Origin of the sequence: Streptomyces albireticuli, assembly GCF_002192455.1 — a bacterium.
GTDB classification, from domain to species: domain Bacteria; phylum Actinomycetota; class Actinomycetes; order Streptomycetales; family Streptomycetaceae; genus Streptomyces; species Streptomyces albireticuli_B.
Map to the genome: position 1 here is coordinate 7351313 of NZ_CP021744.1, position 26853 is coordinate 7378165.

Sequence of the window (26853 nt, forward strand, 5' to 3'; positions counted from 1 at the left end):
CGCAAGAAGCGGAATGGGGGAGTGCGCGGCGGAGCGGGCGCCGGGGGAGTTCGTACGCGATCACGGTGCGCCGGAGAACCGTGGGGGCGGGCACCGCGGGGCGCCCGGCAACTTCCGCCGGGAAAGTGTTCGTTGAAGGGCGGAGCGGATGATTTCCACGTTCACACGTCGTTCGTCCGCGGTCCAAGCGAGTCCGGGGAAATTGTCAACTCGGGACGGAGCGGGGACGAATCGGGACCGGGCCCGTAGCGGCCCGGCGCCACGGGCCGGCGAAGCTCCGCGGGAGGTGTGCCGGGCCCTGGCCCGGTACCTCCACATCAGGCCAATCCGCAGGCCGGGGGTGTGGTCGGGCGGTGGGTACGGCGGCGGCGCCCCGGTGCCCGGGGCCGGCCGCCACGGCGGCCGCGGTCACTCCGTTATATCACCGCTGTTTCCGGCCATTCACGCCCGGCGGGCCCGTCGCCGATTTGGCGGTACGTTCCGACGTGTTCCATGATGGGTGATCGTGCGTCAGTTGCGACGTTCAAGTGACACGAGCCCACTGCACCTGGCTCATTGAGTATTCAACAGGCCATGGCGAGTGCCGACCCCCTCGCCGGGCCGGAACACCCTCTTCCCGTATCTAGGCAAGGCATCATGCCCGTCCATCAGCTTTCGGACCTCATACGTTTCGCCCGTGAGAACTCGCCGTTCTACGCGAATCTCTACGCTTCCCTGGCACCCGATGTGGACTGCCTCACAGATCTTCCCGTGGTTGATCAGGGAGAGTTCTGGGCGGCCAACACCCTGCACGACAACCAGGTACTGACCGCACCGCTCGCCGAGGCCGCCGTCTACAAGACGGGCGGCACCACCGGTGCCCCGAAATTCTCCTGCTACACCCGCGAGGAATGGCGGGAATTCGTCACCGCCTTCGGCGCGGGACTCGTCGACGCGGGCCTGAAGCCCGGTCACCGGGTGGCCGACCTGTTCTACGCGGGCGAGCTGTACGCCAGCTTCCTCTTCATCCTGGACTCCCTGGCCCACGCCCCCGTGGACAACGTCCGTCTGCCCATCGGCGGCGGCGCCCCGCTGGAGTCGACGGTCCCCACCCTGGAGGACTTCGCCGCCCAGGTCGTCGCCGGCACCCCGACCACCCTCTGCCGCCTCGCCGAGCACCTGGTCGCCCAGGACCGGCAGCTGCCCGCCGTGGAACTCCTCTTCTTCGGCGGCGAGGCGCTCTTCCCCGACCAGCGCCGGCTGCTGGCCCGGGCCTTCCCCAACGCCGAGGCGCGCTCGCTGGGCTACGCCAGCGTCGACGCCGGGCTGCTCGGCCGCCCCGTGCCGGGCCCCGACGCCCGCGTGCACCGCGCCTTCACCCCGCACTCGATCGTCGAGATCCTCGACGAGACGACCGGCGAGCCGGTCACCGAGCCCGGCCGCCCCGGCCGGGTCGTGGTGACCATGCTGTTCCGCACCCTGATGCCGATCATCCGCTACCCTGCGGGCGACCGCGCCGAGTGGACCGACACCGAGGCCGGCCACTTCCGCATCCTCGGCCGCGCCGAGGAAGGCGTCCGCGTCGGCCCCGTCTCGCTCTACTCGCAGGACGCGCAGGCCGCCGTGGAGGAGGCCGACGCCGCGGGCCGCGTCATGGGCACCCAGCTCGTGGTGCGCCGCTGGGACGGCAAGGACGGCCTCGTCCTCCGCCTCGCCACCGCCCCCGGTGACGACGACCCCGCCGGCCTGGACGTCCTCGCCAAGGAGATCGTCGAGGGCCTGTACACCGCGCGTCCGCTCTACCCCGACAGCATGGCCGCAGGCTACGTGCACCCGCTGGAGGTGGAGTGGGCACGCCACCGCGACCTCGCCGTCAACCCCCGCTCCGGCAAGCTCATCCGCGTGCTCGACGAGAGGCCGACGGCATGACCGCGCCCACAGCGGACCGGGCACTGCCCCTGGTCCTGCGCAACCGCGCCTTCGGCACCGTATGGCTCGGCCAGGTCCTCACCCAGGCCGCCGTGCGCATGTTCCAGGTCGGCATCTCCTGGTGGCTGGTGGCCTACGCCGTCAGCGGCGGCAACGGCCTCGCCTCCGGGCTCTTCATGGCCGTCAGCACCCTGCCCGCCGTGGCCCTGGCGCCCGTCGTCGCCCGTGCCATCGCCCGCGTCGCCCACCGCTCGCTGCTGCGCGGCGCGGCCGCCGCCGCGGGCACCGCCGCCACGGCACTGGCCGTCTGGGCCTGCGCGAGCGACCTGCCGATCGCCGCCGCCTACGCCGCCACCCTCGCCCTGGCCACCTGCCAGGCGTTCTTCGACCCCTGCCTGACCACCTCCGTGCCCGAGCTCGTCGACGACGAGGACATCGAGGCCGCGACCGGCTTCGAGCTGTCCACCCAGTCGCTGGCCAGCCTCGGCGGAGCCCTGCTCGGCGCCCTGATCGTCGACCGCGCCGGGGTGGCCGGCCTCGCGGTCGGCTGCGCGGCCGCCTACGTGACGGCCGCGGCACTCCTCGCGACCGTACGCTTCCGCACCCCTGAGCAGGGCGCGGGCGACGGCGACGGCGCCGCCCCCGAGCCGCGGACGCTGCGTCAGGTGCTGTCCGGACTGCCCTTCGTCCGGAAGATCCTGATCAGCTTCACCGCCGCCAACCTCTTCACCACCGCCGTCTTCGTCGTCATCCCGCTCTACACCAAGTCCGTGCTGCACGGCGGAGGCGGCACCGTCGCCCTGCTGGAGGCCTCCCTCGGCGCGGGCACCCTGATCGGCTCCTTCACCGGCGCCCGCGTGCCCGGCCGGCCCACCGTCGTCGGCGCCTGCGCACTGGCCGCGATGGCCGTCGCGCTCGGCCTCCCCGGCCTCGTCGGCGAGCGGCCCGTCATCGCCGGCTGCCTGGCCGTCGCCGGCTGGTGCGTCGGCGTCATCGGCGTCCGCTTCGTGGCGCTCTTCCAGCGCCTCGTGCCCGCCACCGACAAGCCCGCCTTCTTCGCCGTGATGCAGGCCGTCCTCGGCGCGACCTTCCCCGTCGCCTCCCTGCTGTTCGGCTTCCTCGGCGACCACCTGCCCGTACAGACCCTCTGCCTGCTCCAGGCCGCCGGACTGGTCCCCGCCGCCCTCGCGCTGGCCCTGCTGCGCGAGAACCCGCGGGACGACGCGCGGGAGACGGAAGCCGCCGGGGCCGAGCCCGCCCTCGTCGCCGACGCCGCGGGAGGCGCGCGATGACCGTCACCGTCGAGCGCGCCACCACCGCCGACATCGCCGACCTGCGCCAGCTCTACTACGCCGTCTACGGCCCGCACTACCCGACCGCGCTGGGCACCGACCCCGCCGAGATGTCCCGCCTCATCCAGGACCCGGACACCCTCTGGCTCGTCGCCCGCGGCGGCCCCGGCGACGCCCTCGCGGGCTCCGCCGCCATCCACAGCGAGCCCGGCAGCCGCCTCGGCCGCCTCGAAGGCCTCGCCGTCCACCCCGACCAGCGCGGCTCGGGCCTGGCCGGAGCGCTCACCGAGGCCCTGTGCGCCCGGATGTTCGCCACCGACCGGCTCGACTCGGTGTACGCCACCGTGCGCACCGTCAGCGCCGGACCCCAGCGGGTCGTCTCCCGGCACGGCTTCCGGCCGCTCGGCATCCTGCCCAACGCCGTGGACCTCAACTGCCGTGAGAGCCTCGCACTCTACGCGCGTCACGCCGAGGGCGTCCTGGACCGGCGCGTCCCCGTGACCGAGGTCCCCGCCTCCCTGAGCCCGCTGCTGCGCACCGTCGAGGACAGCCTCGGCATCAGCTACGCCGGCACCCGCGCCACCGCGCCGCGGCCCGCGCCCCCCGGCCCCGCGACGGCCCGGCTGGAGATGATCGAGGCACCGGCGTTCGTCCGCCGCCGCTTCCAGGAGCGGTTCCCCGACGCCGACCGCTGGTTCTACCCCCTGCACACCCCCAACATCCTGCTGACGCCCGACGACGGCGGCTTCGAGGTGTACGCCTACCTCAACCGCGTCGGCGGCTACTGCGCCCTGGTCACGGCCCACCCCGACCCGGCCGTCGCCGCCGGCTGGCTGGAACCGGTCACCCGGACCCTCACCCGCGCCGGCGCGGGCTACGTCGAGGCGCTCGTCCCCCTCGACCACCACGGCGCGCTCTCCGCCTTCGCCGCCCAGGGCTTCATCGCCGGAGCCCTCTACCCGGCCATGCGCCGCGACGGCGACGGCTTCCACGACTACGTCGTGATGTCCCGCACCACCGAACACATCGACTTCCACGGCGTGGTCGTCGACGCGCCCCTCCAGCCCTTCCTCGATTCCTATGTGTCGGCCTGGGCGTCGACGTATCTGCCCTCACGTGAGGTTGCCTCATGACCCCCTCGAACCCCCACCTCGCCCCCGTCGACGTCCCCGACGCGGCGGCGCTCGCCCGGGTGCAGCAGCTGTGCGACCTGACCGAGCCCTACGTCTCCGGCCCCGCCGAGGACGAGCTGTTCGCCGCCGCCATGGCGGAGACCAACGCCTGGCACCGCGACCGTTCGCCGTTCTTCCGAAGCCTGTACGACGGCGAGCGGCCGGACACCCCGTACGACGCCCCGCTGATCCACGCGAACTTCTTCAAGCGCCACGAAGTGCTGTCCATCCCCATGGACGACGTCGACCTGCACCTGACCTCCTCCGGCACCACCGGACAGAAGTCGCAGATGTTCTTCGACCGGTGGACCATCCGCTCCGCGCAGCGCATGGTCGCCCGGATCTTCGACCACAACGGCTGGATCACCCCGGACCAGGAGGTCAACTACCTCCTGTACAGCTACGAGCCCGCCCGCGACCTCAAGCTGGGCACCTCGTTCACCGACAACTACCTGTGCGACTTCGCCCCCGCCCGGCAGGTCGAGTACGCCCTCCGCAACACCGGCAACGGCCATGAGTTCGACCCCTTCGGCTCCCTCGCCGCGCTGCGCCGCTTCGCCGAGGACGACGTGCCCGTCCGCATCCTCGGCTTCCCCGCCTTCCTCTGGTTCACCCTGGAGCGGATGAGCGCCATGGGCCTGCCGCCCCTGCGGCTGCCCGAGGGCTCGCTGATCATCCTCGGCGGCGGCTGGAAGGGCCACACCGACCGGCAGATCGGCAAGCACGAGCTCTACGCCCGCGTCACCGAGCAGCTGGGCGTCCCCTCCGAGCGGATCCGCGACACCTTCGGCTCCGTCGAGCACTGCATCCCCTACATCGAGTGCACGCACCACAACCTCCACGCGCCCGTCTGGTCCCGCGTGTTCATCCGGTGCACACGGACCCTCGAACCCCTCCCGTACGGCGAGAAGGGCTACCTGCACCTGGTGTCGCCGTACATCACCTCCGTACCGGCGCAGAGCGTCGTCATGGGCGACCTCGCCTCGCTCCACCCGGGCGAGGAGTGCGGCTGCGAGCTGACCACCCCGTGGTTCACCATCCACGGCCGCGCCGGGGTCAGCCGCAACCGCAGCTGTGCCGTGGCCGCCGCCGAACTGATGAAGGGAATGTCATGACCGACGCAACGCTTTCGCCGTCCACGGCGTCCTCGACGCCCCACCACTACTGGCAGGGCGCCTTCATCGGCGACGACGAGGCCGCCCGCCGCCTGGCCACGCTGCCCGCCGCCGTCGAGGCCGCGCTCGCCGCGCCGCTGGACACCGAGACCGTCCTGGCCGCCTGCGACGCCCTCGCCGCCGCCCTGCGCGACCCCGACGGCACCGTCAGGGCGCGGCTCGCCCCGCACCTGCCCGCCGACGAGGAAGGCGACGTCCTCGCCGAACTCGCCGCCTTCCTGGACCGCGCCGCGCTCACCCGCAAGCTCCGCCGCGAGCTGGGCGGCACCGCGCCCGAGCGGCTGACCCGGCCCGACGCCAAGGAGACGGTCTACGAGGCCTGGGCGCCCGTCGGCCTCGTCGCCCACATAGCCCCCGGCAACGCCGCCACCGTCGCCCCCCTCAGCCTGATCGAGGGGCTGCTCGCCGGCAACGTCAACATCCTCAAGACCAGCAGCGCCGACACCCTCCTCGCCCAGCACCTGCTCGCCGAGCTCGCCGCCCTCGACCCGACCGGCGCCGTCGCCGACCGCGTCATCGTGCTGCGCTTCTCCTCCTCCCGGCAGGACTGGCTGCGGCAGATGTGCGCCCCGGCCGACGCCGTCGCGGTGTGGGGCGGCGAGGCCGCCGTCGAGGGCGTCGCCGCCCACGTCCCGGCCGGCTGCCGCCTGGTGGAGTGGGGCCACAAGATCTCCTTCGCCTACCTCACCCGCGACGCCTGGGCGGACGAGGCCACCCTGACCGCCCTGGCCCAGGACGTCTGCCTCTTCGAACAGCAGGCCTGCTCCAGCCCGCAGGTCGTCTACCTCGACACCGAGGACACCGAGGAGCTCCACGCCTTCGCCGGCCGCCTCGCGAAGGCGCTCGCCGCGTGCCCGGCACCGGCCGAGGAGGACCTCGACCCGGCCGAGTACGCCGAGCTCACCACCACCGAGCACCTCGCCCGCCTGGAGGAGCACCTCGGCCTCACCAAGGTGCTCGCCGCCCCCGACGGCACCTGGCGCGTCATGGCCGACGTCCGCCCGGCGCTCACCGCCTCCCCGCTGCACCGCAGCGTCTGGGTCAAGCCGCTGCCCCGCAAGAACCTCATAGCGACCCTGCGCCCCATGCGCCGCTACCTCCAGACCGCGGGCCTCGCGGGCGGCCGCACGGACGTCGCCGAGCTCGCCGCCACGGTGCTGGCCGCGGGCGCCACCCGCGTCACCCCGGTAGGCGCCATGACCGCCGGCTACTCCGGTGAGCCGCACGACGGCGTCTACGCCCTCCAGCGCTACAGCCGCCGCGTCGCCGTCCAGGCCGACGAGCGCTTCGCCACCACCGCCTGCCTCGACGACCTGGCCCGCCCGGCCGCCTTCCCGCCGCCCTCCGGGCCCCTGCTGGACAAGGCCGCGGTCCAGGAGCTCAACGACGGCGTCGACCGGCGCGACGCCGAGCTGTACTTCCGCAGCGGCGGCAGCACCGGCACCCCCGCCCTATCGCTCTTCACCTACGACGACTACGACACCCAGATGCGCGCCGCCGCCCGCGGCCTGCTCGCCGCCGGCTACGACCCGGCCCGCGACCGCACCGCCAACCTCTTCTACTGCGGCGGCATGTACGGCGGCTTCATCAGCTTCTTCTCCATCCTGGAGCGGCTGGGCGGCACCCAGATGCCGATGGCCGCCGGCCCCGACCACCGGGCCACCGCGGAGATGCTCGTCGCGTACGAGGTCGACACGCTCTTCGGCATGCCGTCCTACCTGTGGCAGCTGCTGCACGAGCAGGAGGAGCCGCTGCGCGCGTACGGCGGCATCCGCAAGATCTTCTACGGCGGCGAGCACTTCACCGACGAACAGCGCCGCACCCTCACCGAGAAGTTCGGCGTCGAGGTCGTCCACTCCATCACCTACGGCAGCACCGACCTCGGCCCGCTCGGCTACCAGTGCACCGAGAGCGGCGGCAGCGTCCACCACCTGCACGCCGATCTGCACACCCTGGAGATCCTCGACGTCGACGCCGACCGGCCCGTGGCCCCGGGGGAGACCGGTCGGCTGGTGTTCACCACCCACGCCCGGCGCGGCCAGAACCTCGGCCGCTACGTCATCGGCGACCTCGGCCGGGAACTGCCCGGCCGCTGCCCCTGCGGCAGCCGCGCACCGCGCTTCGAACTGCTGGGCAGGCTCGGCGACGTGATGCGGGTGGCGACGTACTTCCTCAACCACCGCCGGTTCACGGCCATCGCGCAGGAGCGCCTGCGCTACAGCGGCGAGCTTCAGGTCCTGCTCGCCAACAGCGGACCCCGCGAGGCCCTCACGGTCCGCGTGGAGCGCACCCTGGCCGCGAGCCCGGAGGAGGCACGGGACGCCTTCCTGGCGGACTACCCCGAGCTGCGGTCGGCGGTGGACGAGCGGCTGCTCGACCTCACCGTCGAGACGGTGGACGGCGCAGGCCTGGAGCGCACCGCGACCAGCGGCAAGCTGCGGTCGGTGGTCGACACCCGGCTGTAGCCGGACGGCCGGGGGCACGGCCCGTGCCCCCGGCCCGTATCTCAGCGCCAGTGCGCCGCGAAGGCGCGGGCCGGGTTCCCGACGAACACCCGCTCGGTGAACTCCCCGCCCAGCCCGGCCGCCAGCGCGGGCCGCAGGGTGTTCAGCAGATACGGCATCCCCGGCCCGCCACCGCCGACCCCGCGGGCGGCCGCCGTGGTCGTGTCACCACCCAGCAGGATCCGGTCGGCGTGCCCGGCCTCCGCGAGCGCGGCCAGTGAGTCGAAGAGCCGCCAGTCCGTGGGGTGATGGGCCCGCGAAGGGCCGTCGAAGGCGAGGTACGCGCCCGAGCGCGCCGCCGACAGCTGCGCCCGCACATCGGCGGACCGGCCCAGATGACCGAGGATCACCCGGTCCGGCGGCACCTCGCCCTCATCGCAGAGCAGATCCAGCACGGCCTGGGCGCCCGTGCCCAGTTCGAGGTGGACGGCCACGGGCGCGCCGGTCGCGTGGTGCGCCTCGGCCGCGGCCGCCATCACCCACCGGGCGTGGGCGTCGAGCCCGTGGAACCCTCCCGCCACCTTGATCAGACCCGCCCGGACCGGCGCGGTGGTCAGGTCCTCGACGAACAGCTCCGCGAGCCCGCCCCGCACGCGGCCGAGCAGCTCCGGGTCGTAGTGCACCGCCTGGTGCAGGCCCGTCGCCGCGACCAGGCGCGCGCCCGTGGCCCGCGCCAGGGCGGCGAGTTCCGCGCGCCGGCGCCCCATCCCGCGCGGCGTCCACTGCACGACGGCGTCGCCGCCCGCCTTCTGGAACGCCCGCAGCTCCGCGCCGGCGGCCACCGGATCGGCGAGCTCCTGGCCGGGCAGCAGCGGACTGCGGAGGAAGAGGTGGTCGTGGGCGTCGCAGACCCCCAGCTCGCCGGGCGGGAGATCGCCGAGCACGGTGCGGACGGCCGGTCCCGCCGGGGGTGCTTCCTGTGGATTCATGCCGTTCCCTCTCGCTCGTCCCCCGGGGGTGGGGCATCGGATGTAACGCTTCACCCGTTACGGATTCACTGTAACGGGTGAAGCGTTACGCTTGCTCCCATGACCGACGACGCGCAGCAGGCCTTCCGCTTCGACTGCGGTGCCACCTGGCTCAACCTCCTCGCCACCCGCGGCCAGGCCTTCGGCGCCCGGCCGGTCGAGCGCGTCGCCACCCCCGAACGGCTGGGGGAGTGGCTGGAGCGCAGTGAACTCTCCCCCGTCCGGCCGCCGGACGAGGCCGATCTCCGGCGGGCCCGCGAACTGCGCGAGATCCTGCGGCCGCTCGCCCTGGCGACGGTCGCCGAGGAGCCCCCGCCGGCGGCCGCCCTGGCCGCGCTCGAACGCTTCCTCTCCGCCACCCCCGACCCCGTACGCCTCGTCCCTGGTGACCGCCTGCGGCGTGAGCCCCCGGCGACGACCGCCGCCGCGCTCGTCCGCATCGCCCGGCAGGCGGTCGACCACCTCGCGGGTCCCGAACGCCATGCGTTGGCCGTCTGCCCGGAGCACGACTGCCGGGGTGTCTTCGTCAACGCCGGGGGGCGGCGCAGGTGGTGCCCGTCGTCGGCTTGCGCGAGCCGGGGGCGGGTGCGGGCGCTGCGCGAGCGGCGGCGGGTGGGTGAGTGAGGGCGGGGTGCCCTGCGGGCGGCCTTTTCCCCAGCCCCGCCCCTTCCCGCCGCATCCGATGTGCGGCTCCGCCGCGTGCGGGGCTCCGCCCCGGACCCCGGTCCTCAAACGCCGGACGGGCTCAATTGCCGCCCGGAACCGGGCAAATTCAGCCCGGCTGTCCGAAGGATAGGGCGGGGTTCGATTGCTCAGTCACGTACGGGTGACATGGCGCGTACCGGGAAGCGCGCGGGGCAGCCTCAGAGAAAGACCGAGCAGCATCTTGGAGGCGGCTGCGAGAACAGGGAGGGCGGCATGAGTAACGGAGATATGGCCGACGAGACGGGGACAGACGCCTTCGACTTCAACGTCGATGTGAAACTCGCGGTCAAAAACAACCCCAGCACATCTCAGTTCGTGAACATGACCATCCAAACCGTTCCGCCTGGCGCTACCCAGCTGGACGGCACGTGGCGTGGGGCACCCGTCTTCATCCTGTCCAAAGGGGGAACCTTCGCCTGGGACGGTAGGGCGGGGCAAGAATTCGCTGCCCTTACCGACGGCGCGTCTGGCGGCCTGGTCGTCGCCTTGCAGGGCTTCATCGGGGCCCCGGGCAAGCTCCCTGGCCGCGGCAAGTCGGGCACCGGCCACGCGCTCGACCCAGTCACCCACGAATTCCGCGAGGAGATCACTTGGAAGATCACCTAACCGCCACGCATCGGCTACCTCACCTTATTGCCAGGGCAGTAGACGAACCGGTGTGCAACCAGATCACCGACCGGCACGCCGGGAACCAGCCGGCCCAGCTCAGAACGGCGGATCAGTGGCTCCGAACTCCGTTACGGTCTTGAGCCCGTGGCACTCCCGGCACAGCACTTGAACGTTCCCGTCCGCGTCGGTCCCTCCCGTCGCGAGGGGCCGCGGGCAGTCGTGCGCCTCTTACCAGTTGGGCCAGGCGGGCTGACGACGGCCCGAGCCGGCGGGCCGGGCCCGGTCCGGGCACTGTGGGGGCCGAACGGGCTTCCAAGCCCGTTCGGCCCCCCGGCAGGAGCGTCGGTTGCTGAGGGCGGCACGGTCCCCACAAGCGTTGCCTCACGTCGATCCGACGATCCGCCGGGTTCAGCCGCCCACGACCCCCGGCGCCACCGGCATCACCAAAGTCGTGAAGCTCCCCTGATCCGCAGAGCGCACCACAACCGGCGTAGCCACCGTCGCCACCTCCAGCAGCACATCCGGCCCCACACTCGTCTCCAGCGCCGGCACCAGCACCGCCGGGTCGAAGAAGAGCCGCGGCGGCGGCGCGTCCTGGCAGATCACGGGCAGCGTCCGTGTGCCGGCACCGTCGGCGGACCCGTCGCGGAGGGAGACGGTGACCTCGTCCCGCTCCCAGGTCAGCGCCACGGCCGCGGCCTCGCCGAAGCTCTCGACCGCGTCGCGCAGCGCCGTACGGCCCACGATCACCCGGTGCGCGGGCGGGGCCATGGCGTCCAGCACCCCGCGGTACATGGGGAAGTGGCCCTCCGCCGTGGGCAGTTCCCGCTCCTCCCCGGTGGCGGTGCGGACCCGGGCCCCCTCCGGGCCGAGTTCCAGGGTCACCTCGACGGCCCGCGCGGCCCACTGCCCGAGCCCGACGAGCTCGGCGGCCGGCACCAGCACACTGCCGGACCCGCCCTCCGTCTCCAGGGGTTGCAGCACCCGCACCGACAGACGGAAGCGGTCGGTGGCCACCAGCCGCACCTCGCCCGCGTCGACCTCGACGAGGACGCGGCCGAGCTCCGGGTACTCCGGGTCGGTGGACGCCGCCGGCACCACCTGCCGTACGGCGCCCGCCAGTTCGGCGCCCCCGAGCCGCACCCGGCAGCCGGCTCCGCCCTTCCCGGCCGCCGCCTCGTCCCACCGGCGCAGCACCGCCGCGATCGCGGCGCGCGCGGCCTCCGACTGCTCCCGCACCGTGCCCAGGTGCCGCTCCAGCAACTCCCGGCCCGCCTCCTCGGGGCCGTCGAGCACCACGGCGATCCCGGCCAGTGGCAGCCCCGCCTCCCGGAGCCGCCGCAGCAGCCGCGCGCGGTCCGTCTGGGCCGGGCTGTAGAAGCGGTAGCCGGTGGTGCCGTCGACCCGCGCGGGGGTCAGGATCCGGCAGTCGTCGTAGAAGCGGAGGGCGGACGGCGCGAGGCCGACCCGGCGGGCGAAGGCGCTGATGCCCAGCAGTTCGGTGGTGTCGTTCATGGCCGTGATTCTGGACGTTCAGCCAGCTTGAAGGTCAAACGGACGCTCGCCCGCCGCTCCGGCGGCCCGGGCCGCCGCCATGGCCGGGAAGGCCACGGGCGGCGGCCCGGTCACGCGCGCGGGAGGGGCCTGGGGCCCCTCCCGCTGACGGTCAGACGGCCGTGCGCACCCCGGCCGCCGGTGCCCGCAGGAGTTCCGTGAGCCGGGCGGCCGAGGTCCCCAGGCCGGCCGGTGTCCCCACGGGCGGGGCCGGCGGGGCGGCGTGCCGCAGCAGGTCCTCCTCGGCGTAGCGGCGGCAGCCGTCGTGCCAGTGGAGGATCCCGGACATCCAGTTCTTGAGCTCCTCGGCGTACCCGTCCAGGGTGGTCCGCACGGCCTCGTCCAGCCCGAAGTCCTTGTAGAAGGCGGGCAGCTGGACGCCGACGATGTGCTGGAACTCGCGCATCCGGGAGTTCAGCAGGTCGGCGACGATCCCGAGCGCCTCGGTGACGCCGCAGTCGAAGAAGTTCCGCACCACCACGACCGCGTTGTGGAACTCGCCCTCGAACTCGACCTCCTTCTGGTATGAGAAGATGTCGTTCATCAGGCAGGCGTAGTCCATGGCGGCGTTCTCCATGGCCGTGACCGGGCGCGCCGCGTAGATCTCGGGCGGCACGGTGTCGCCGTGGCCGATCCGGGAGAGGCTCTTGGTCATGTCCGAGCCGAAGGTCTGGCGCCGCATCTCGATGTAGTCGACCGGGTCGGGGATGCGGTTCTGCTTCTGGTTGGAGAGCTCCCACAGCCAGCTCTCCAGCATGGCCACGACCGCGGCGCGGAAGGCCCGGCGGCCGTCCGTGTCCATGCCGGCGGCCGTGCGCGGCCACAGGTCGGCGAGGCCGCGCTCCAGCGGGCCGAGCGGCGGGGCTGTGGGGGAGAGGTCCAGCGGCATGAGTGCCAGCAGCCGCTGGTGCCCCGCCCAGGCGGTGGCCATGTCGGGGGTGCGCCCGTACAGCATCGGGTAGTAGTCGTCCGCGTACGTGCCCCAGGTGAGCCAGTCCGTCGTCAGCTCCAGCTGTTCGGCGCCGGCGTCCGGGTGGATGCCCGCGGAGCACAGCGGGAGGTCGTAGTCCTTGAGCTTGGCCTCGTCCCAGACGCCGGAGCCGGGGATGCCCGGCACGGCGTCGAGGATGCCGGTGCGGCGGCTCCATTCGAGGTTGTGGCGGCGGTTCGCCTCCAGATGCGGGCTCAGCCGTGTCGGGTAGGGCATGCCGAAGTCCGGGTGCGGCAGCGGCCCCACGGCCTGGAAGGGGACATGGGAATAGCGCCGCGCCCGGCCGGGGACCGAGGCGACCAGCGAGTCCACCAGCCGCGCCGCCGAGGTGCCGAGGCCCGCCGGGCCGCCCAGCAGCTCCCCCGCGGCCGCGCCGGCGTCCGTGGTGTGCGTGGCGCCCGCCGCCGGGGCGCCGTTCATGTACCGGCTGGAGCGCATGTGCCACTCGTGCCCGCCGGACTGCCAGTCCTGGAGGCCCTTCACATAGGCGAGGACGTCGGTGCAGGCCGCGAGGTCCATGCCGTGCTCCTGCAACAGCGGCCCCACCTCGGTGAGCGCCGTGTGCTCGAACTGCTGGAGCCGGGAGGTCAGCAGCTCGTTGACGGAGTCGGCCGCCTGCTGGGTGTCGCAGCCGAGGAACTTCTCCAGCACCAGGACGGCGTTGGCCAGCTCACCCTCGCTCTCGGTCTCGCGCTGGTACGAGAAGAGGTCGTTGCGCAGGTGCACTCCGTCGGAGAACGTGTCCTTCAGGACCCGCATCGGGCGCGTCGCCGCGATCGCCGCGGGCACCTCGGCGCCCACCGCGTGCTCGACGAGGTTCGCCGACCAGGGGGCGCCGCCCACCTTGCGGCGCATCTCGATGTACTCGACGGGGTTGGACACCCGGCCCTCGGTGATGTTGGCGAGCTCCCACAGCGACTCCTCCAGGAGGTGCCGGGTGCTCTCCTTGAAGCGCCGCCGCCAGGCCTCCGACATCACCGGGACCGTACGGGCCCACAGATCCGCCAGGCCCGCCTCCACCTGGTTGGTGGCCTCCGGGAAGCCCTCCTCCAGGCGGATCGGCATGAAGTCGGGCAGCCGGTCCAGATAGGCCTTGGCGCCGGGGGTGTCGCCGGGGCGCTTGAAGACGTCCAGGAAGTGGTCGTCGAAGAAGAACACCCAGACGTACCAGTCGGTCACCAGAGCGAGCTCCGTGGCCGAGGCGTCGGGGTGGGTGTAGGAACACAGCAGCGCGTAGTCATGGGAGTCGTACGCCGCCTCGTCCCAGATGCCCGATCCCTCGATCATCCTCATCTCGCGGGCCCACGCCTTGGAATGCTCGCGGGCACTCTCCAGATGGGGGTTCAGGCGCGCCGGGTACGGCATGTAGAAGCGGGGAAGCGCGAAGGGCTGTGACATGGACGACCACGCTAGGACGTACGGGTGGCGCGCATAGATCGTGAAGTCGTACTTCCGCTCGATGTGGTGAAAGCACCGGCCGCCCCGCTTAAGGATCTTGTGGGCCGTCTGCCAGGCACGGCACCGCCGGAGGCCCGGATCCCAGGGGTGACCAGGGAATCACCTTGAGTACCGAGACCCGGTTCCCGGAGCTAGGGTCGTGCGCATGGGTGATGAAGCGCTGCGCAAGGACGTACTCGACGAACTCGGCGAGGACCGCATCCAGGAGCTCGCGGGCGAGCTCGGCACCGACAGCGACGGTGCCAAACAGGTCGTGGAAGCCACCGTGGACGCCCTGCCCGAGGATCTCACCGGCGCGGCGCCCGCCCCCGCCGGGGCCGTGGGCCTGGGCGGCCTGGGGGCCGGGCTCGGCGGCGGCCTGCTGTCCGGCGTGCTCGGCAAGGTCACGGGGCCGGTGGCCAAGGCGGTGGCGAAGAAGACGGGCCTGCCGGAGGCGTCGGTGGCGCGGGCGCTGGAGCTGCTGCTGCCCGTGGTGATGACGACGATCGCGAAGCGGAGGCGGCGGTAGCCGTGGCCCCGGCCGGGCGCCGGACGGGCTGACATCCGGCCCGTCCGGCGCCCGAGGCGCATCGGAAGAGCCCGAGGGTGTCGGAAGGGCCTGAGAACACCGGAGGGGCCCGAGAATGCCGGGAGGGCCCCAGGACACCGGGACGGCGCGGACACGGGAATAGCCCCGCGGGGAGCCGCCCGCCCACCCGGCCCCGAGGACGTCGTCCGCCACTCGCTTAACATCGGTCGTGCATGCCGACCCCTTACGGGGCCCGCCGCCGGGCATCCGCCCGGCCACGACATTGGACCACCGCAGTGCCCCGATCCGCCCAGCCCGGCCGTACCCGCACCGCCGCACCCGCCCGCCGACGTCCCGTCCGGGCGCTCGCGGCGGCCGCGCTGCTCGCGGTGGCGGCGACCGGGTGCGCGAGCGTGGGGGAGCCGGTCAGCGCCGGTACGACCGCCCCCGTGGCCGCCCCGTCCCGGCTGTGGGCCGACCGGCCGCCGGCCCCGACACCGACGGGCGAGCAGCACGAGGACGACAGCGCCACCAACGTCCCCGGCCTCCCCGCCGTCCCCTCCGGCGACATCCGCAAGGTGGACCCCTACGCCGTGATCAAGGCCGAGGTCGCCGCGCACCGGCACGACGTCACCGGCGCCGACGGCCTCGACGAGGCCACCGCCGCGAAGCTCGCCACCTGCGACGGCCGCACGCGGGACTGCCCGCTGCGCCCGCCCGTCTACCGGGACCTCACCGGCGACGGCCACGACGAGCTGGTCATGGGCATCGAGATGGCCGACCACCTCGTCGGACTGCGCTGCTACACCGTGACCGGCGGCCGGCTCACCCGCGTCATGGCCACCGTGGTGCAGCCCACGTCCATCGAGATCGCCGGCCGCGACCTGATCGTCTGGGAGCCCGCGGGCACCCCGCACTACGCCGTGCGCTCGGTCTACGCGTGGGACGCGCACCGCCGCTACATGGAGTTCAAGAGCGACGAGATCCGCCGCGTCGGCGCCACCCCGTCGCCCCGGGCCCAGGAGCGCCACCGGTGACCGCCCGCCCGCGCCCGGTACGGCCCCGGCTGCGCCGCGTCTCACGGTTCGGCTCGCTGTACGGGAAGTTCACCCTCTTCCTGGCCGTGATGTGCTGTGTCGTCGCCGCGGTGCTCGGCATCCTGGTGCATGTCATCGTCACCCGGCAGACCGTCCACCAGGCGCGCGCCGAGGCCCTCTCGCGGCTCGACTCCGCGGGCCGCGCCTACGCCGCGGGCGAGCTGAACCGCCACCAGGCCACGCTGAACCCGCCGGAGCTCCCGGAGAAGCTGCGGACGATGGCGCTCGGCGGCAAGCGCGGCACCGCGCTCGGCGACGACCACGGCATCGCCACCATGTGGGCGGCCGGCCCCGCCGACGGCGGGGTGCTCGCGGCCCGGTTCGACTACCGCCACAGCGCGGGCACCATCGAGGGCCTGGACCGCGCCATCGTCGGCTCCTCGGCCCTGGCCATCGGCGGCACCCTGCTCGTGGGCGTCTTCGCCGTCTCGCGCGTCACCCGCCGCCTGCACCGCACCGCCGACGTGGCGCGCCGGATCAGCGCGGGCGACCTCGACGCCCGGGTCGCCGACCCGCGCACCACCGACCCCTCCAAGGCGCAGGACGAGGTGGCCGCCGTCGCCGAGGCGCTCGACGCGATGGCGGGCACCCTCCAGGCCAGGCTCCAGAGCGAGCAGCGGTTCACCGCCGACGTCGCCCACGAGCTGCGCACCCCGCTCGCCGGGCTCCAGGCCTCCGCCGACCTGCTGCCGCCCGGCCGGCCCACGGAGCTGGTCCGCGACCGGGTGCAGGCCCTGCGCCGGCTCACCGAGGACCTGCTGGAGATCTCCCGGCTGGACTCGCTCACGGAGCGGCCCGACCTCGACGCCCACCAGCTGGGGCAGCTGGCCGAGCGGGCCGTACGCGCCTCCGGCCTGGAGGCCGAGGTGCGGATCGTCAAGGACGCCTGCGTGGTCACCGACCGGCGCCGGCTGGAGCGGGTGCTGAGCAACCTCCTCGCCAACGCCCACCGGCACGGCCGCCCGCCCGTCACCCTCACCGTCGACGGCCCGGTGGTCACCGTCCGCGACCACGGCCCCGGCTACCCCTGCTACCTCCTCGAACACGGCCCGCAGCGGTTCCGCACGGAGCCGACGTCCGGCGGCGGCAAGGGCCACGGCCTGGGCCTGACGATCGCGGTCGGCCAGGCCCGGACGATCGACGCGGAGCTGACGTTCGCCAACGCGCCGGACGGTGGCGCCGTCACGACGCTCGTACTGCCGGAGGACACCGAGGGCTGACCCGGCGGGCCCTCGCCCCGCCCGGCCGCCGGCCGGTTCACGCGCCGGCCGCCGCCTCGTCGTACGCCGCCCGGGCCGCCGCGATCTCCCCCTGGTGCGCCTCCGTCCAGGTGACCAGCGACTGGATCGTGTCGTGCAGCGTCGCCCCCAGGGGCGTCAGCGCGTAGTCCACCCGCGGCGGTACGACCGGGTGGACCGTGCGCCGCACCAGCCCGTCGCGCTCCAGGTGACGCAGTGTCACGGTGAGCATGCGCTGACTGATGCCGTCGACCTCGCGGCGCAGCTCCGTGAAGCGCAGGCTCCGGCGCTCCAGCAGGGCGATGACGAGCAGCGACCACTTGTCCGCGACCCGGTCGAGGATCTGCCGGACCTCGCAGCCCTCGCGGGTGTCCCACTGGCGGGCGTCGTAGTCGTCGTAGGGGGCGGTATCCACGCAGTGCGTCGGTGACTTCGAAGTGCCTTCTTCCATGATCGTCCAGGGTGCCGCAGGATGACGGTGGTTACAAGAGGGAACCGGCAGGCGGATCCGTAACCCTCCAGCGTGCGCGCCGAGTCGGGGCGCACCCACGCCCGTCCGGACCCGCCCCGCGCCCTCACCGGACCGGCCACTCCTCAGACGACCAAGGGGTCCCCCATGTCTTCCACCGTCACCGCAGAGCCGTCCGCACCGCCCGGCGGCACCGGCGCCCCCAAGTACACCGGCCGCGCCCGGGCGCTGCTGCTCGTCCTGAGCGGCGCGGTCTTCCTGGAGGGCATCGACGTGGCCATGCTCAACGTGGCCCTGCCCTCGATACGGGCCGATCTGGGCCTGTCCACCGGGCAGTTGCAGTGGGTCATGAGCGCCTACGTGCTCGGCTACGGCGGCTTCATGCTGCTCGGCGGGCGCGCCGCCGACCTCTTCGGCCGGCGCCGGATGTTCCTCGTCCCGCTCGCCGTCTTCGTGCTCTTCTCCGGCCTCGGCGGCTTCGCGACCGAAGGGTGGACCCTCATCGCCGCCCGGCTCGTGACCGGCGTGGCCGCGGCCTTCATGACACCCGCCGGACTGTCCCTCATCACCACGAACTTCGCCGAGGGACCCCGGCGCGACAAGGCGCTCCTCATCTACTCCGGCACCGCCGCCGGCGGCTTCTCCATCGGCCTGGTCGCCGGCGGACTGCTCACCGCGCTGCACTGGCGGTGGGTGTTCTTCGCCCCCGTCGCCCTCGCCCTGCTCATCCTCCTCACCGCCATGGCCGTCGTCCCCGAGGACGAGCGCCCCGACCGCGCCGGCCGGGGCGCCGACCTGGCCGGCGCGCTCAGCGTGACGGCGGCGATCCTGCTGCTGGTGACCACGGTCGAACGCGCCGCCCACGTCTCCGCCGCCCGGACGCTCGGCACGGCCCTCGCGGGCCTCGCGCTGCTCTGCCTGTTCGTCCTGATCGAGCGCAGGTCGGCGACGCCCCTGGTGCGCCTCGGCATCTTCCGCACCCCCTCGCTCGTCCGCGCCAACCTCGTCGGGCTGCTGTTCTCCGGGAGCTTCTTCGGCTTCCAGTTCGTCGCCGTGCTCTACCTCCAGGAACTGCGCGGCTGGTCCACGCTCCAGACGAGCTTCGCCCTGCTCGCGATCGGCGCCGACGCGGTGCTCTCACCCCTCCTCACCCCCCGGCTCGTCGCCCGCTTCGGCAACGCCCGGGTCATCTTCGGCGGCCTGCTGCTGACCGCACTGGCCTACGCGCTGTTCCTGCCGGTCGGCGCCGACTGGTCGTACGCCGCGATGTTCCCGACCATGATCCTGCTGGGCGTGGCCTTCTCGCTGGTCTACGGCCCGCTCGTCATCGTCGCGACCGACGGGGTCGACGAGGAGGAACAGGGCCTCGCCGGTGGCCTGTTGTACACCTCCTTCCAGTTCGGTGCCGCGCTCGGCCTCTCGGCGGTGACGGCCGTGCAGACCGCCGTCGCGGGGGAGGGCGGGACGCCCGGGGACCGGCTCGCCGGCCACCACGCCGCCCTGCTCGTCCCGCTGGGAGCCGCCCTCCTCGCCGTGCTCGCCGGTGCGTCCGGACTGCGGACCCGTCGCGCCCCCACCGAGGAGAAGGCGGACCCCCGGACGCCGTGAGTCCAGGCGCTCGGCGAGAAGGGCCGCGGCCTCCGGTGTAGCCTCGCCGTGTCCGCAGCCGACGTCAGGACGGAGACGGCCCGCCCCATGTCACCGCTTCCCCGACGGCACCGGACCTGGCCCGCGGCCCTGGTGGAGGAGCGGGCCAGACCGGAGCGGATACGGCGGAGCGGGAACGGCTGGAAACTGGCCGTCGGCACGGTCTGCTTCGGCGCCTTCATGGGCCAGCTGGACGCCAGCATCGTCACCCTGACGTACGGCAGCCTCCGCACCGAGTTCCACGCCACGCTGGCCGCCGTCGAATGGGTCTCCCTCGCCTACCTGCTCACCCTCGTCGCCCTGCTCGTGCCCGTGGGACGGCTCTCCGACGCCCACGGCCGCAAGCTCTGCTACCTCTACGGCTTCCTCGTCTTCACCGCCGCCTCCGCCGCCTGCGGCCTCGCCACCTCGCTCGCCGCCCTGGTCGGCTGCCGGGTGGCCCAGGCCGTCGGCGCCGCCATGCTCCAGGCCAACAGCGTCGCCCTGGTCACCACCAGCGCGCCCCGCGGCCACCTGCGCGCCGCGCTCGGCGTGCAGGCCGCCGCGCAGGCCCTCGGGCTCGCCCTCGGCCCCACCCTCGGCGGCGTCATCGTGGCCTCGCTCGGCTGGCGCTGGGTCTTCGCCATCAACGTCCCCGTCGGGATCGTCGCCCTGATCGCCGGCCAGTACCTGCTGCCGCGCACCCGCGGCCGCAGCCGGGTCACCGGACTGGACCCGGCCGGCCCCGTCCTCCTCGCCACCGCCACGACCGGCTTCCTGCTGGGCCTGTCCGCCCTCTCCGGCCTGGGCGCGCCCACCGCCGTCACCGTCGCGCTCTTCGCCGTCGCGGTGGCCGCCGGCTGGGGCTTCGTCCGGCGCCAGCGGCACGCCACGAACCCTCTGGTCGACCCGGCGCCGCTGCGGGAACCGGCCGTCGCCACCGGCCTCGCCGGCGCCCTCGGCGACTACCTGGTGCTCTTCGGCCCCCTGGTCCTCGTCCCCCTCGTGCTGACCGACGCCGGAGCCTCCGAGCTGCACGCCGGACTCGTCCTCACGGCGCTGCCCGCCGGCTTCGCCCTGGCCGCCACCTGCGCCGAGCGGCTGCTCCCCGCCCGCCTCTCCGACCGGTCGCGCTGCGCCCTCGGCGCGGGCGCGGCCGCCTGCGCCCTGGCCGCGATGCTCGCCCTGCCCCTGCGGGCCCCGGCCCTGGTGCCGCTGCTGCTCCTGCTGGGCCTGGGCCTCGGCACCTACACCCCCGCCAACAACGCCCTGATCATGCGGGCCTTCCCGGCGCGCTCGGCCGGCACCGGCGGCGGCCTGGTCAACATGGTCCGGGGCCTGGGCACCGCGCTCGGCATCGCGCTCGTCACCCTGACTCTCCACCACTCCGGCACCGGCGGCCCCCGCCTGACCCTCGCGGCCCTGCTGTGCGTCGCCCTCCTCGTCCTGGCGGCGGCCCGCCCACCCCTGCGCCGCGCGTCGTCACCCGGACGCCCTTCCCGGAAAGCCGGGCGCTGAACGGCGAACTACCGTCCGCGACATGACGCCCGTACACCGCCGGCCCCGGATCCCCCTCCTGTCCGGCCCCGGACCCCGCCCGCGCCTGCCCCGCGCCGCCACGGTCTCCCTGCCGCTCGCCGCCGCCACCGTGCTGGCCCAAGGCCTCGCCGGCTGCGCCGGTCCCGACGAGAAGGCGGCCGCCGGGCCGGACACCGACTCCTACTACGAGCAGAGCGTCTCCTGGAAGCCCTGCGCCCAGGAGCGCGACCGGGAGGTCGACCGGGAGACGGACAAGTCCGACACCCGGGCCGAGTGCGGCTGGCTCAAGGTCCCGTACACCTACGCCGACCCCGGCAAGGGCGAACTGCGGCTCGCGGTCATGCGCTACCGCACCCGGGACCAGGACCACCGGGCCGGCTCCCTCGTGGTGAACTTCGGCGGCCCCGGAGAGTCCGGCCTCAAACAGCTCACGGCCTACGGCCCCGACGGCTTCAGCAAGGCCGGGACCCGCTACGACCTGGTCACCTTCGACCCGCGCGGCGTCGGCGCCAGCTCCCCGGTCCGCTGCGACGACGACCGCGACCCCCGCCGCACCGGCGAGGACGGCACCAGCCGCGCCGGCATGGCCGACTACCTCGCCGCCCAGGAGAAGGCCCTCAAGCGCTGCCGCACCGAGCCCGGCAGCGTCCTGCCGTACGTCGGCACCGTCAACACCGCCCGCGACCTGGACGTGCTGCGCGCCGCCCTGGACGAGGACCGGCTGCACTACCTCGGCTACTCCTACGGCAGCCGGCTCGGCGCGGTCTACGCCCACCACTTCCCCGGCAAGGTCGGCCGGATGGTCATGGACGGCGTCGACGAACCGGCCCCCGACATGAAGGAGACGACGCTCGCCCAGACGGCCGCCTACCACAAGGCGCTGCGCCACGCCGTCGACACCTGCACCCGGAAGGGCGACGAGGACTGTGTGCTCGGCGCCGACACCGACGACGCCATGGAGGAGATCGAGGAGGCCTTCGACGAGCTCGACGACGAGCCGCGCGACTGGCCCGACGGCCGGCGGCTCGACCGCGACACCGCCGTCGCCGAGACCATGGGCCTGCTGCGCTCCCGGGCCGGGCTGCCCGAGGTGCCGAACCTGCTGGCCGCCCTCGTCCACCACGTGCGCCCCGGCGAGTCCGCCACGATGGCCCGCGCCGCCGCCGAGCGCGCCGACGGCAAGGGCGCGGACGGCAGGTACGACAACTCCGACGACGCGCTGACCGCCATCAACTGCGCCGACACCGCCGGCCGGTACCGCACCGAGGACGTCCTCGACGCCTACGACGACTTCGTCCGGGCCTCGCCCGTGTTCGGCCCGTCCATGGCCGCGGGCATGGCCCTGTGCACCGGCTGGCCCGGGGCCGGCGACGACGCCGCCCGCGACGTCGGCGCCCCCGGCGCCCCGAAGATCCTCATGCACACCAGCGAGTACGACCCGGCCACCCCGGTCGACTGGCTGCCCCGGATGGCCCGGGCGGTCGGCCCGGCGGCGGTCACCATGACGGACCCGGGCGGCGGGCACAGCGTCTACGGCTCCGCGGACGCCGCCTGCGTCAACGAGCGCATCGACGCGTTCCTGCTGGACGGCACCCTGCCGCGGGACGGCACCCGGTGCACCTGACCGGAGGCGCCGGGCGGGCGCCAACGGTCAGTCCGGCGTCCCGGGGGCGGCCGGCAGCGCCTGCTCGGCCCAGATCGTCTTGCCGTCGGCAGTGAACCGGGTTCCCCAGCGCTCGGTGAGCTGGGCGACCAGCAGCAGGCCCCGGCCGCCCTCGTCGAACACCCGGGCCCGCCGCATCCGCGGCGAGGTGCTGCTGGCGTCCGACACCTCGCAGATCAGCGCGGCGACGTCGCGGATCAGCCGCAGCCGGATGGGCGCGTAGGCGTACCGCACGGCGTTGGTCACCAGCTCGCTGACGACCAGTTCGGTGGTGAACGACAGCTCCTCCAGCCCCCACGCGGCCAGCTGTTCCGAGGCGCGCTTGCGGGCGTCGGCGACGGCGGCCCGGTCGGCGGGCAGCTCCCAGTCGCGGACGTGCGCGGAGCCCAGGGAGCGGGTGCGGGCGAGCAGCAGCGCGATGTCGTCGGCGGGCCGCTCCGCCCGGTCGGGCAGCAGCGCGGCGAGCACGGCGTCACAGGTGGACTCCAGCGGCGCGGCCGGCCCGGACAGGGTCCCGCGCAGCGTCTCCAGGCCGGCGCCGATGTCGTGGTCGCGCCCCTCGACGAGCCCGTCGGTGTAGAGCGCCAGCAGGCTGCCCTCCGGCAGCTCCAGCTCGGCGGACTCGAAGGGCAGCCCGCCCAGGCCGAGCGGGGGACCGCTCGGGATGTCCAGATAGCGGGCGGCGCCCTCGGGGTGACCAGCAGGGGCGCCGGATGGCCCGCCCGGGCCATGACGCACCGCCGGGACACCGGGTCGTACACCACGTACAGGCAGGTCGCGCCCGTCTCCCGGACGGCGTGCGCGCCGGGTCCCGCGGCCTCCACCGCCTGGTCCTGCGCCAGCTGGATCACCAGGTCGTCCAGATGGGTGAGGAGCTCGTCGGGCGCCAGGTCGAGGTCGGCGAGGGTGCGCAGGGCGGCGCGCAGCCGGCCCATGACGGCGGAGGCCTGGAGGCCGTGGCCCACGACGTCGCCGACGACGAGCGCGACGCGGGCCCCGGACAGCGGGATCACGTCGAACCAGTCGCCGCCGATGCCGGCCTGGGAGCCGGCGGGCAGATACCGGGAGGTGACCTCGACCGCGCCCTGTTCGGGCAGCCGGCTGGGCAGCAGGTTGCGCTGGAGGGTGAGCGCGACCTCGCGCTCCAGGGCGTACCGCCGGGCGTTGTCGAGGCAGGTGCCGGCCCGGGCGGCGATCTCCTCGGCGAGCAGCACGTCGTCGGCGTCGAAGCCCGCGTCGGCGCCCTCGGCGGGGTCGAACGCGCCGACCGCGCCGGGGCCCCGGTGGAGGACGAACGTGACCACCCCGAGCACGGTGCCGCGCGCGCTCAGCGGCACGGCGAGGACGGACCAGACGCCCCGGGCCAGGACGTCGTCGGGGAGCGCGGGGGTGCCCGCCAGCCAGGCGCGCAGCGCCGGGTCGTCGGCGTGGCGCAGGCACGGCAGGCCGGAGGCCAGGGCGCGGGCCGGTGGCGAGTGCGGCGGATAGGTGTGCGCGGCGCCCGGGCCGGCCGCGCCCGTCACGGGGGCGCCGGAGGAGCGGCGGGCGGCGGCGCGGCGCAGCGTGGCGGCGCCCGTGTCGTCGTCGCGGCGGGGTTCGTCGCCCTGGGCGACGGACTCCAGGAGGTCGACGCCGGTGAAGTCGGCGAAACCGCCGGTGGTGACCTCCGTCAGCTCCTCGGCGGTGCGGGTCACGTCCAAGGTGGTGCCGATCCGCGCCCCCGCGTCGTTCACCAGCGCCAGCCGTTTCCGGGCCCAGTACTGCTCGGTGCGGTCGAGTGCCGCGAGGGACACCCCGCGCACCGTGCCCGCGGCGTCCTTGAGCGGGGTGAAGAAGGAGGCCCAGGCGCGTTCGCGGGATTCGCCGGGCGCCCGGAAATAGGCGTCCGTGCGGATGGGCTCGCCGGTGCGCAGGACCTCGTCCATCATCCGGCCGAATTCCTCGAACGGCGGGCCGGGGTGGATCTCCGCGAGGCGCAGCCCCAGAATCTCCCTCTCCGGGCGGCCGGAGATACGGATCATTTCGTCGTTGGCGCCCGCGAGACGATTCTCGTGGTCGTAGACGGAGGCCGCGATGGGGGACTGGGTGTACGCCCATTCCCGGAGCGGATCAGCCGGTTCCGCCCGGGGGTCGCGACCGTCCGGCGCGGGGGCCAGGAGCAGCCACAGCACGGTGTCCGGGCCGCTGCGGCACGGGCAGGCGCGCACGGGGATCCGTACGGTGTCGCCACCCCGGTGACGGGCCCGGACGGTGCCGCTCCACTCCTGGTGCCGGACCAGGGCGGTACGGGCCGGGCCGGGCAGCGGGGCGGCCAGCAGGCCGGCGGCGGGGCGGCCGACGATCTCGTCGGGGGACCAGCCGAGCCACTGCCGGGCGGCGGGGCTCCAGAGGGTGACGGCGCCGGCCGCGTCGACGGCGGCGACCGGGACCGCCGCCGCGGGGGCAGGGGGGTCGGCATAGGCGTCCATCGGCGCTCATCTCGGTTCTCGGTGCGCGGCGGGCCGTCCGCCGCCGTCTCCGTTCCGGCTGTCTCCTCCGTCCCCCTTCATTATCTTTCCCACCGGTATGACCGCCCACGCGTCGGCTGGGCAAGGCCGTGCGCCGGGGGCGTCCCGGTGGCGCGAATGACCGCTGGTCAGTCGCGTCACCGGGATGCTCCGTGCCAGGTCAGGCGGGCAGCTGTGCCTCGATGGCCCGGACGACCTCGTCCGCCTCGGGCTCCACGCGCGGGCGGAACCGGCCCACGATCTCGCCCTCCGGGGAGAGCAGGAACTTCTCGAAGTTCCACTGGACGTCACCGGCCTCGCCCGCCGCGTCCCGCGTCCGCGTCAGCTCGGTGTACAGCGGGTGGCGGCCGTCGCCGTTGACGTCCGCCTTCTCGAACAGCGGGAAGCTGACGCCGTACGTCGCCGAGCAGAAGGCCGCGATCTCCTCGGCCGAGCCCGGCTCCTGCCCCGCGAACTGGTTGCTGGGGAAGCCGAGCACGGTGAAGCCGCGCGCGGCGTAGCGCTGCTGGAGCCGCTCCAGCCCCTCGTACTGCGGGGTGAGCCCGCACTTGGACGCCACGTTCACCACCAGCAGCGCCTTGCCGCGGTGGTCGGCCAGGGAAGCGGGCTCGCCGGAGAGGGTGCGCAGCGGAATGTCGTACAGACTCATGGGGAACTCCTCGGGCGGAAATGGGATGACACGCGCTCATGACGCGTGCGCGTTCTCGTCAACCGTCCCGGTGGGCCCGCTCTTCCCGCGCGTTTCCGGTGGGGTGACCCTCGTGAATGAGCCGTACCGCAGATCCCCTGACACCGGCACCAGTCGGTCGGATACGGAGAAATTCCAACTACTTACGATCGAGTTGCTACGGAATTGAGACAGTCATGGGCGATCCGGCCCTGGTGCCCATGACATCCTGAGCCGTCACAGTTCTGCCGGACGGGATCGGCGGACGTCCGGGGATTACGAGGATGCACCAATGAGAATCTGCTTCCTGGTGGAGGAGCAGTACCGGCACGACGGCATGCCGGTGGACGTCATCCGCCAACTCTCCGCATGGGGTCACCGGGTGGACGTGCTCCGCCCCGGGGGCTCGCTCCTGAAGCTTTCGGAGACCGTGCGGGCGGGCGAACACGACGCGTGGGTGCTCAAGACGGTGTCCGGCGGACCCGGCCTCACCCTCCTGGAGGCCGCCGCGAACGTCGGCCTGACCACCGTCAACGACGCCCGGTCGATCCGCGGGGTGCGCGACAAGGCGCTGGCCGCGGTCATCGCGGAACACCACGGCCTGCCGGTGCCCGTCACCTACGCCGCCGCCCGGCCCGAGGAGTTCGCGGAGATACCCGACGCCGCGTACCCACTGGTCGTCAAGCCCGCCGACGGCAGCTCCGGGCGGGCCGTCCGCCTGGTGCCGTCCCCGGACCGGCTGCCCACCGCCGGCGAGGAGGGCATGGGCGGCATGCTGATAGCCCAGCCCTACGTGCCCAACTCCGGCGTCGACCTCAAGGTGTACTGCGTCGACGGCGAGCTCTACGCGACCGAGCGCTGCTCCCTGCTGCACCCCGGGCAGCCGGTCCGTGAGCGCCAGGTGCCGCTCACCGCCGAGGTGGCGGCCATCGCCACCGAGGTCGGCGCCGTCTTCGGCCTCGACCTGTACGGACTGGACATCGTGCGCGGCCCGGACGGGCCCGTGCTCGTGGACGTCAACGACTTCCCGAGCTTCCGTCAGGTGCCCGACGCCGTGGCCCGGGTGGCGTGGGCGATCCTGCGGCTGGCCGACGCCGGCCCGACCCGCGCCGGCGCGGCCGCGACCGCACCGGGCCCGGCCCCCTTCGCGCCGGACCGGACGGCCGCCCCGGTCGGCGGCGCCGCGTGAGCGAGCGTGTGACC

General features: G+C 73.9%; 19 protein-coding genes and 2 pseudogenes. 14 read left to right on the forward strand and 7 right to left on the reverse strand.

The window, feature by feature from the left end; genetic code table 11:
* The first annotated feature begins 636 nt into the window (after positions 1-636).
* From SMD11_RS31560 to SMD11_RS31580, 5 genes are read left to right on the forward strand one after another with little or no spacing between them, the layout of a single operon-like run.
* Positions 637-1908 carry a phenylacetate--CoA ligase family protein gene (locus SMD11_RS31560; RefSeq protein ID WP_087929688.1) on the forward strand — a complete coding sequence of 424 codons (1272 nt, stop codon included), beginning with the start codon at positions 637-639 and terminating at the stop codon, positions 1906-1908.
* Positions 1905-3200: an MFS transporter gene (locus SMD11_RS31565; protein WP_087929689.1), complete on the forward strand. Its 1296-nt coding sequence runs from the start codon at positions 1905-1907 to the stop codon at positions 3198-3200. Before SMD11_RS31560 ends, SMD11_RS31565 begins: the two co-directional genes overlap by 4 nt.
* Positions 3197-4333 (forward strand): GNAT family N-acetyltransferase, encoded by a 1137-nt coding sequence (locus SMD11_RS31570; protein ID WP_087929690.1) that lies wholly within the window; start codon positions 3197-3199, stop codon positions 4331-4333. The genes SMD11_RS31565 and SMD11_RS31570 overlap by 4 nt, the downstream gene beginning before the upstream one ends.
* Positions 4330-5487: an acyl-protein synthase gene (locus tag SMD11_RS31575; RefSeq protein WP_087929691.1), complete on the forward strand. Its 1158-nt coding sequence runs from the start codon at positions 4330-4332 to the stop codon at positions 5485-5487. Before SMD11_RS31570 ends, SMD11_RS31575 begins: the two co-directional genes overlap by 4 nt.
* Positions 5484-8012: an aldehyde dehydrogenase family protein gene (locus SMD11_RS31580; protein WP_087929692.1), complete on the forward strand. Its 2529-nt coding sequence runs from the start codon at positions 5484-5486 to the stop codon at positions 8010-8012. Before SMD11_RS31575 ends, SMD11_RS31580 begins: the two co-directional genes overlap by 4 nt.
* A gap of 41 nt (positions 8013-8053) precedes the next feature.
* Here SMD11_RS31580 and SMD11_RS31585 read toward each other — a convergent pair whose 3' ends face one another.
* Positions 8054-8980: a phosphotriesterase family protein gene (locus tag SMD11_RS31585; RefSeq protein WP_087929693.1), complete on the reverse strand. Its 927-nt coding sequence runs from the start codon at positions 8978-8980 to the stop codon at positions 8054-8056.
* 99 nt (positions 8981-9079) lie between these two features.
* Here SMD11_RS31585 and SMD11_RS31590 point away from each other — a divergent pair, with 99 nt between their 5' ends.
* Positions 9080-9643 (forward strand): CGNR zinc finger domain-containing protein, encoded by a 564-nt coding sequence (locus tag SMD11_RS31590; RefSeq protein ID WP_087929694.1) that lies wholly within the window; start codon positions 9080-9082, stop codon positions 9641-9643.
* 309 nt (positions 9644-9952) lie between these two features.
* The gene (locus tag SMD11_RS31595) at positions 9953-10330 is read left to right on the forward strand and encodes a hypothetical protein (protein WP_087929695.1); all 378 of its coding nucleotides are present in this window, start codon (positions 9953-9955) and stop codon (positions 10328-10330) included.
* A 99-nt stretch (positions 10331-10429) separates the two neighbouring features.
* Here the strand turns inward: SMD11_RS31595 and SMD11_RS37405 are convergent.
* From SMD11_RS37405 to SMD11_RS31605, 3 genes and pseudogenes are all read right to left on the reverse strand, one after another.
* Positions 10430-10531, reverse strand: a pseudogene (locus tag SMD11_RS37405) (hypothetical protein); the annotation flags it as partial.
* Positions 10532-10741: 210 nt separating this feature from the next.
* Positions 10742-11848: a MerR family transcriptional regulator gene (locus SMD11_RS31600; RefSeq protein WP_087929696.1), complete on the reverse strand. Its 1107-nt coding sequence runs from the start codon at positions 11846-11848 to the stop codon at positions 10742-10744.
* A gap of 151 nt (positions 11849-11999) precedes the next feature.
* Positions 12000-14276, reverse strand: coding sequence for a terpene synthase family protein (locus tag SMD11_RS31605; protein WP_087929697.1), 2277 nt, complete (start codon positions 14274-14276; stop codon positions 12000-12002).
* 205 nt (positions 14277-14481) lie between these two features.
* On the opposite strand from SMD11_RS31605, the gene SMD11_RS31610 reads away from it, so the two are divergent.
* From SMD11_RS31610 to SMD11_RS31620, 3 genes are all read left to right on the forward strand, one after another.
* Complete coding sequence (locus tag SMD11_RS31610) at positions 14482-14844, forward strand: DUF937 domain-containing protein (RefSeq protein WP_087929698.1); 363 nt, start codon at positions 14482-14484, stop codon at positions 14842-14844.
* A 296-nt stretch (positions 14845-15140) separates the two neighbouring features.
* On the forward strand, positions 15141-15881 hold the full coding sequence (locus SMD11_RS31615) for a hypothetical protein (RefSeq protein WP_087929699.1): 741 nt from the start codon (positions 15141-15143) through the stop codon (positions 15879-15881).
* The gene (locus SMD11_RS31620; protein WP_234366254.1) at positions 15878-17161 is read left to right on the forward strand and encodes a sensor histidine kinase; all 1284 of its coding nucleotides are present in this window, start codon (positions 15878-15880) and stop codon (positions 17159-17161) included. Before SMD11_RS31615 ends, SMD11_RS31620 begins: the two co-directional genes overlap by 4 nt.
* 37 nt (positions 17162-17198) lie before the next feature.
* On the opposite strand, the gene SMD11_RS31625 is transcribed toward SMD11_RS31620, so the two are convergent.
* Positions 17199-17630 (reverse strand): winged helix-turn-helix transcriptional regulator, encoded by a 432-nt coding sequence (locus SMD11_RS31625; RefSeq protein WP_087929700.1) that lies wholly within the window; start codon positions 17628-17630, stop codon positions 17199-17201.
* Between the two features lie 165 nt (positions 17631-17795).
* On the opposite strand from SMD11_RS31625, the gene SMD11_RS31630 reads away from it, so the two are divergent.
* From SMD11_RS31630 to SMD11_RS31640, 3 genes are all read left to right on the forward strand, one after another.
* Positions 17796-19256 carry an MFS transporter gene (locus tag SMD11_RS31630; protein WP_087929701.1) on the forward strand — a complete coding sequence of 487 codons (1461 nt, stop codon included), beginning with the start codon at positions 17796-17798 and terminating at the stop codon, positions 19254-19256.
* 87 nt (positions 19257-19343) lie between these two features.
* Entirely contained in the window at positions 19344-20792 is a 1449-nt protein-coding gene (locus SMD11_RS31635) for an MFS transporter (RefSeq protein WP_087929702.1), read from the forward strand.
* Positions 20793-20814: 22 nt separating this feature from the next.
* Positions 20815-22437, forward strand: a complete 1623-nt coding sequence (locus tag SMD11_RS31640; RefSeq protein ID WP_087929703.1) for an alpha/beta hydrolase — start codon at positions 20815-20817, stop codon at positions 22435-22437.
* A gap of 27 nt (positions 22438-22464) precedes the next feature.
* On the opposite strand, the pseudogene SMD11_RS31645 reads toward SMD11_RS31640, so the two are convergent.
* Both SMD11_RS31645 and SMD11_RS31650 read right to left on the reverse strand, forming a co-directional pair.
* Positions 22465-24944: pseudogene (locus SMD11_RS31645) on the reverse strand (SpoIIE family protein phosphatase).
* A gap of 199 nt (positions 24945-25143) precedes the next feature.
* Positions 25144-25632 carry a glutathione peroxidase gene (locus SMD11_RS31650; protein ID WP_087929704.1) on the reverse strand — a complete coding sequence of 163 codons (489 nt, stop codon included), beginning with the start codon at positions 25630-25632 and terminating at the stop codon, positions 25144-25146.
* A 310-nt stretch (positions 25633-25942) separates the two neighbouring features.
* Between SMD11_RS31650 and SMD11_RS31655 the strand changes: the two genes are divergently transcribed.
* Complete coding sequence (locus SMD11_RS31655; RefSeq protein WP_087929705.1) at positions 25943-26839, forward strand: ATP-grasp domain-containing protein; 897 nt, start codon at positions 25943-25945, stop codon at positions 26837-26839.
* Positions 26840-26853: the final 14 nt, after the last annotated feature.

Coding starts and splice junctions, on each gene's coding strand:
- SMD11_RS31560 (WP_087929688.1), top strand. CDS start 637: ATGCCCGTCCATCAGCTTTCGGACCTCATACGTTTCGCCCGTGAGAAC.
- SMD11_RS31565 (WP_087929689.1), top strand. CDS start 1,905: ATGACCGCGCCCACAGCGGACCGGGCACTGCCCCTGGTCCTGCGCAAC.
- SMD11_RS31570 (WP_087929690.1), top strand. CDS start 3,197: ATGACCGTCACCGTCGAGCGCGCCACCACCGCCGACATCGCCGACCTG.
- SMD11_RS31575 (WP_087929691.1), top strand. CDS start 4,330: ATGACCCCCTCGAACCCCCACCTCGCCCCCGTCGACGTCCCCGACGCG.
- SMD11_RS31580 (WP_087929692.1), top strand. CDS start 5,484: ATGACCGACGCAACGCTTTCGCCGTCCACGGCGTCCTCGACGCCCCAC.
- SMD11_RS31585 (WP_087929693.1), bottom strand. CDS start 8,980: ATGAATCCACAGGAAGCACCCCCGGCGGGACCGGCCGTCCGCACCGTG.
- SMD11_RS31590 (WP_087929694.1), top strand. CDS start 9,080: ATGACCGACGACGCGCAGCAGGCCTTCCGCTTCGACTGCGGTGCCACC.
- SMD11_RS31595 (WP_087929695.1), top strand. CDS start 9,953: ATGGCCGACGAGACGGGGACAGACGCCTTCGACTTCAACGTCGATGTG.
- SMD11_RS31600 (WP_087929696.1), bottom strand. CDS start 11,848: ATGAACGACACCACCGAACTGCTGGGCATCAGCGCCTTCGCCCGCCGG.
- SMD11_RS31605 (WP_087929697.1), bottom strand. CDS start 14,276: ATGTCACAGCCCTTCGCGCTTCCCCGCTTCTACATGCCGTACCCGGCG.
- SMD11_RS31610 (WP_087929698.1), top strand. CDS start 14,482: ATGGGTGATGAAGCGCTGCGCAAGGACGTACTCGACGAACTCGGCGAG.
- SMD11_RS31625 (WP_087929700.1), bottom strand. CDS start 17,630: ATGGAAGAAGGCACTTCGAAGTCACCGACGCACTGCGTGGATACCGCC.
- SMD11_RS31630 (WP_087929701.1), top strand. CDS start 17,796: ATGTCTTCCACCGTCACCGCAGAGCCGTCCGCACCGCCCGGCGGCACC.
- SMD11_RS31635 (WP_087929702.1), top strand. CDS start 19,344: ATGTCACCGCTTCCCCGACGGCACCGGACCTGGCCCGCGGCCCTGGTG.
- SMD11_RS31640 (WP_087929703.1), top strand. CDS start 20,815: ATGACGCCCGTACACCGCCGGCCCCGGATCCCCCTCCTGTCCGGCCCC.
- SMD11_RS31650 (WP_087929704.1), bottom strand. CDS start 25,632: ATGAGTCTGTACGACATTCCGCTGCGCACCCTCTCCGGCGAGCCCGCT.
- SMD11_RS31655 (WP_087929705.1), top strand. CDS start 25,943: ATGAGAATCTGCTTCCTGGTGGAGGAGCAGTACCGGCACGACGGCATG.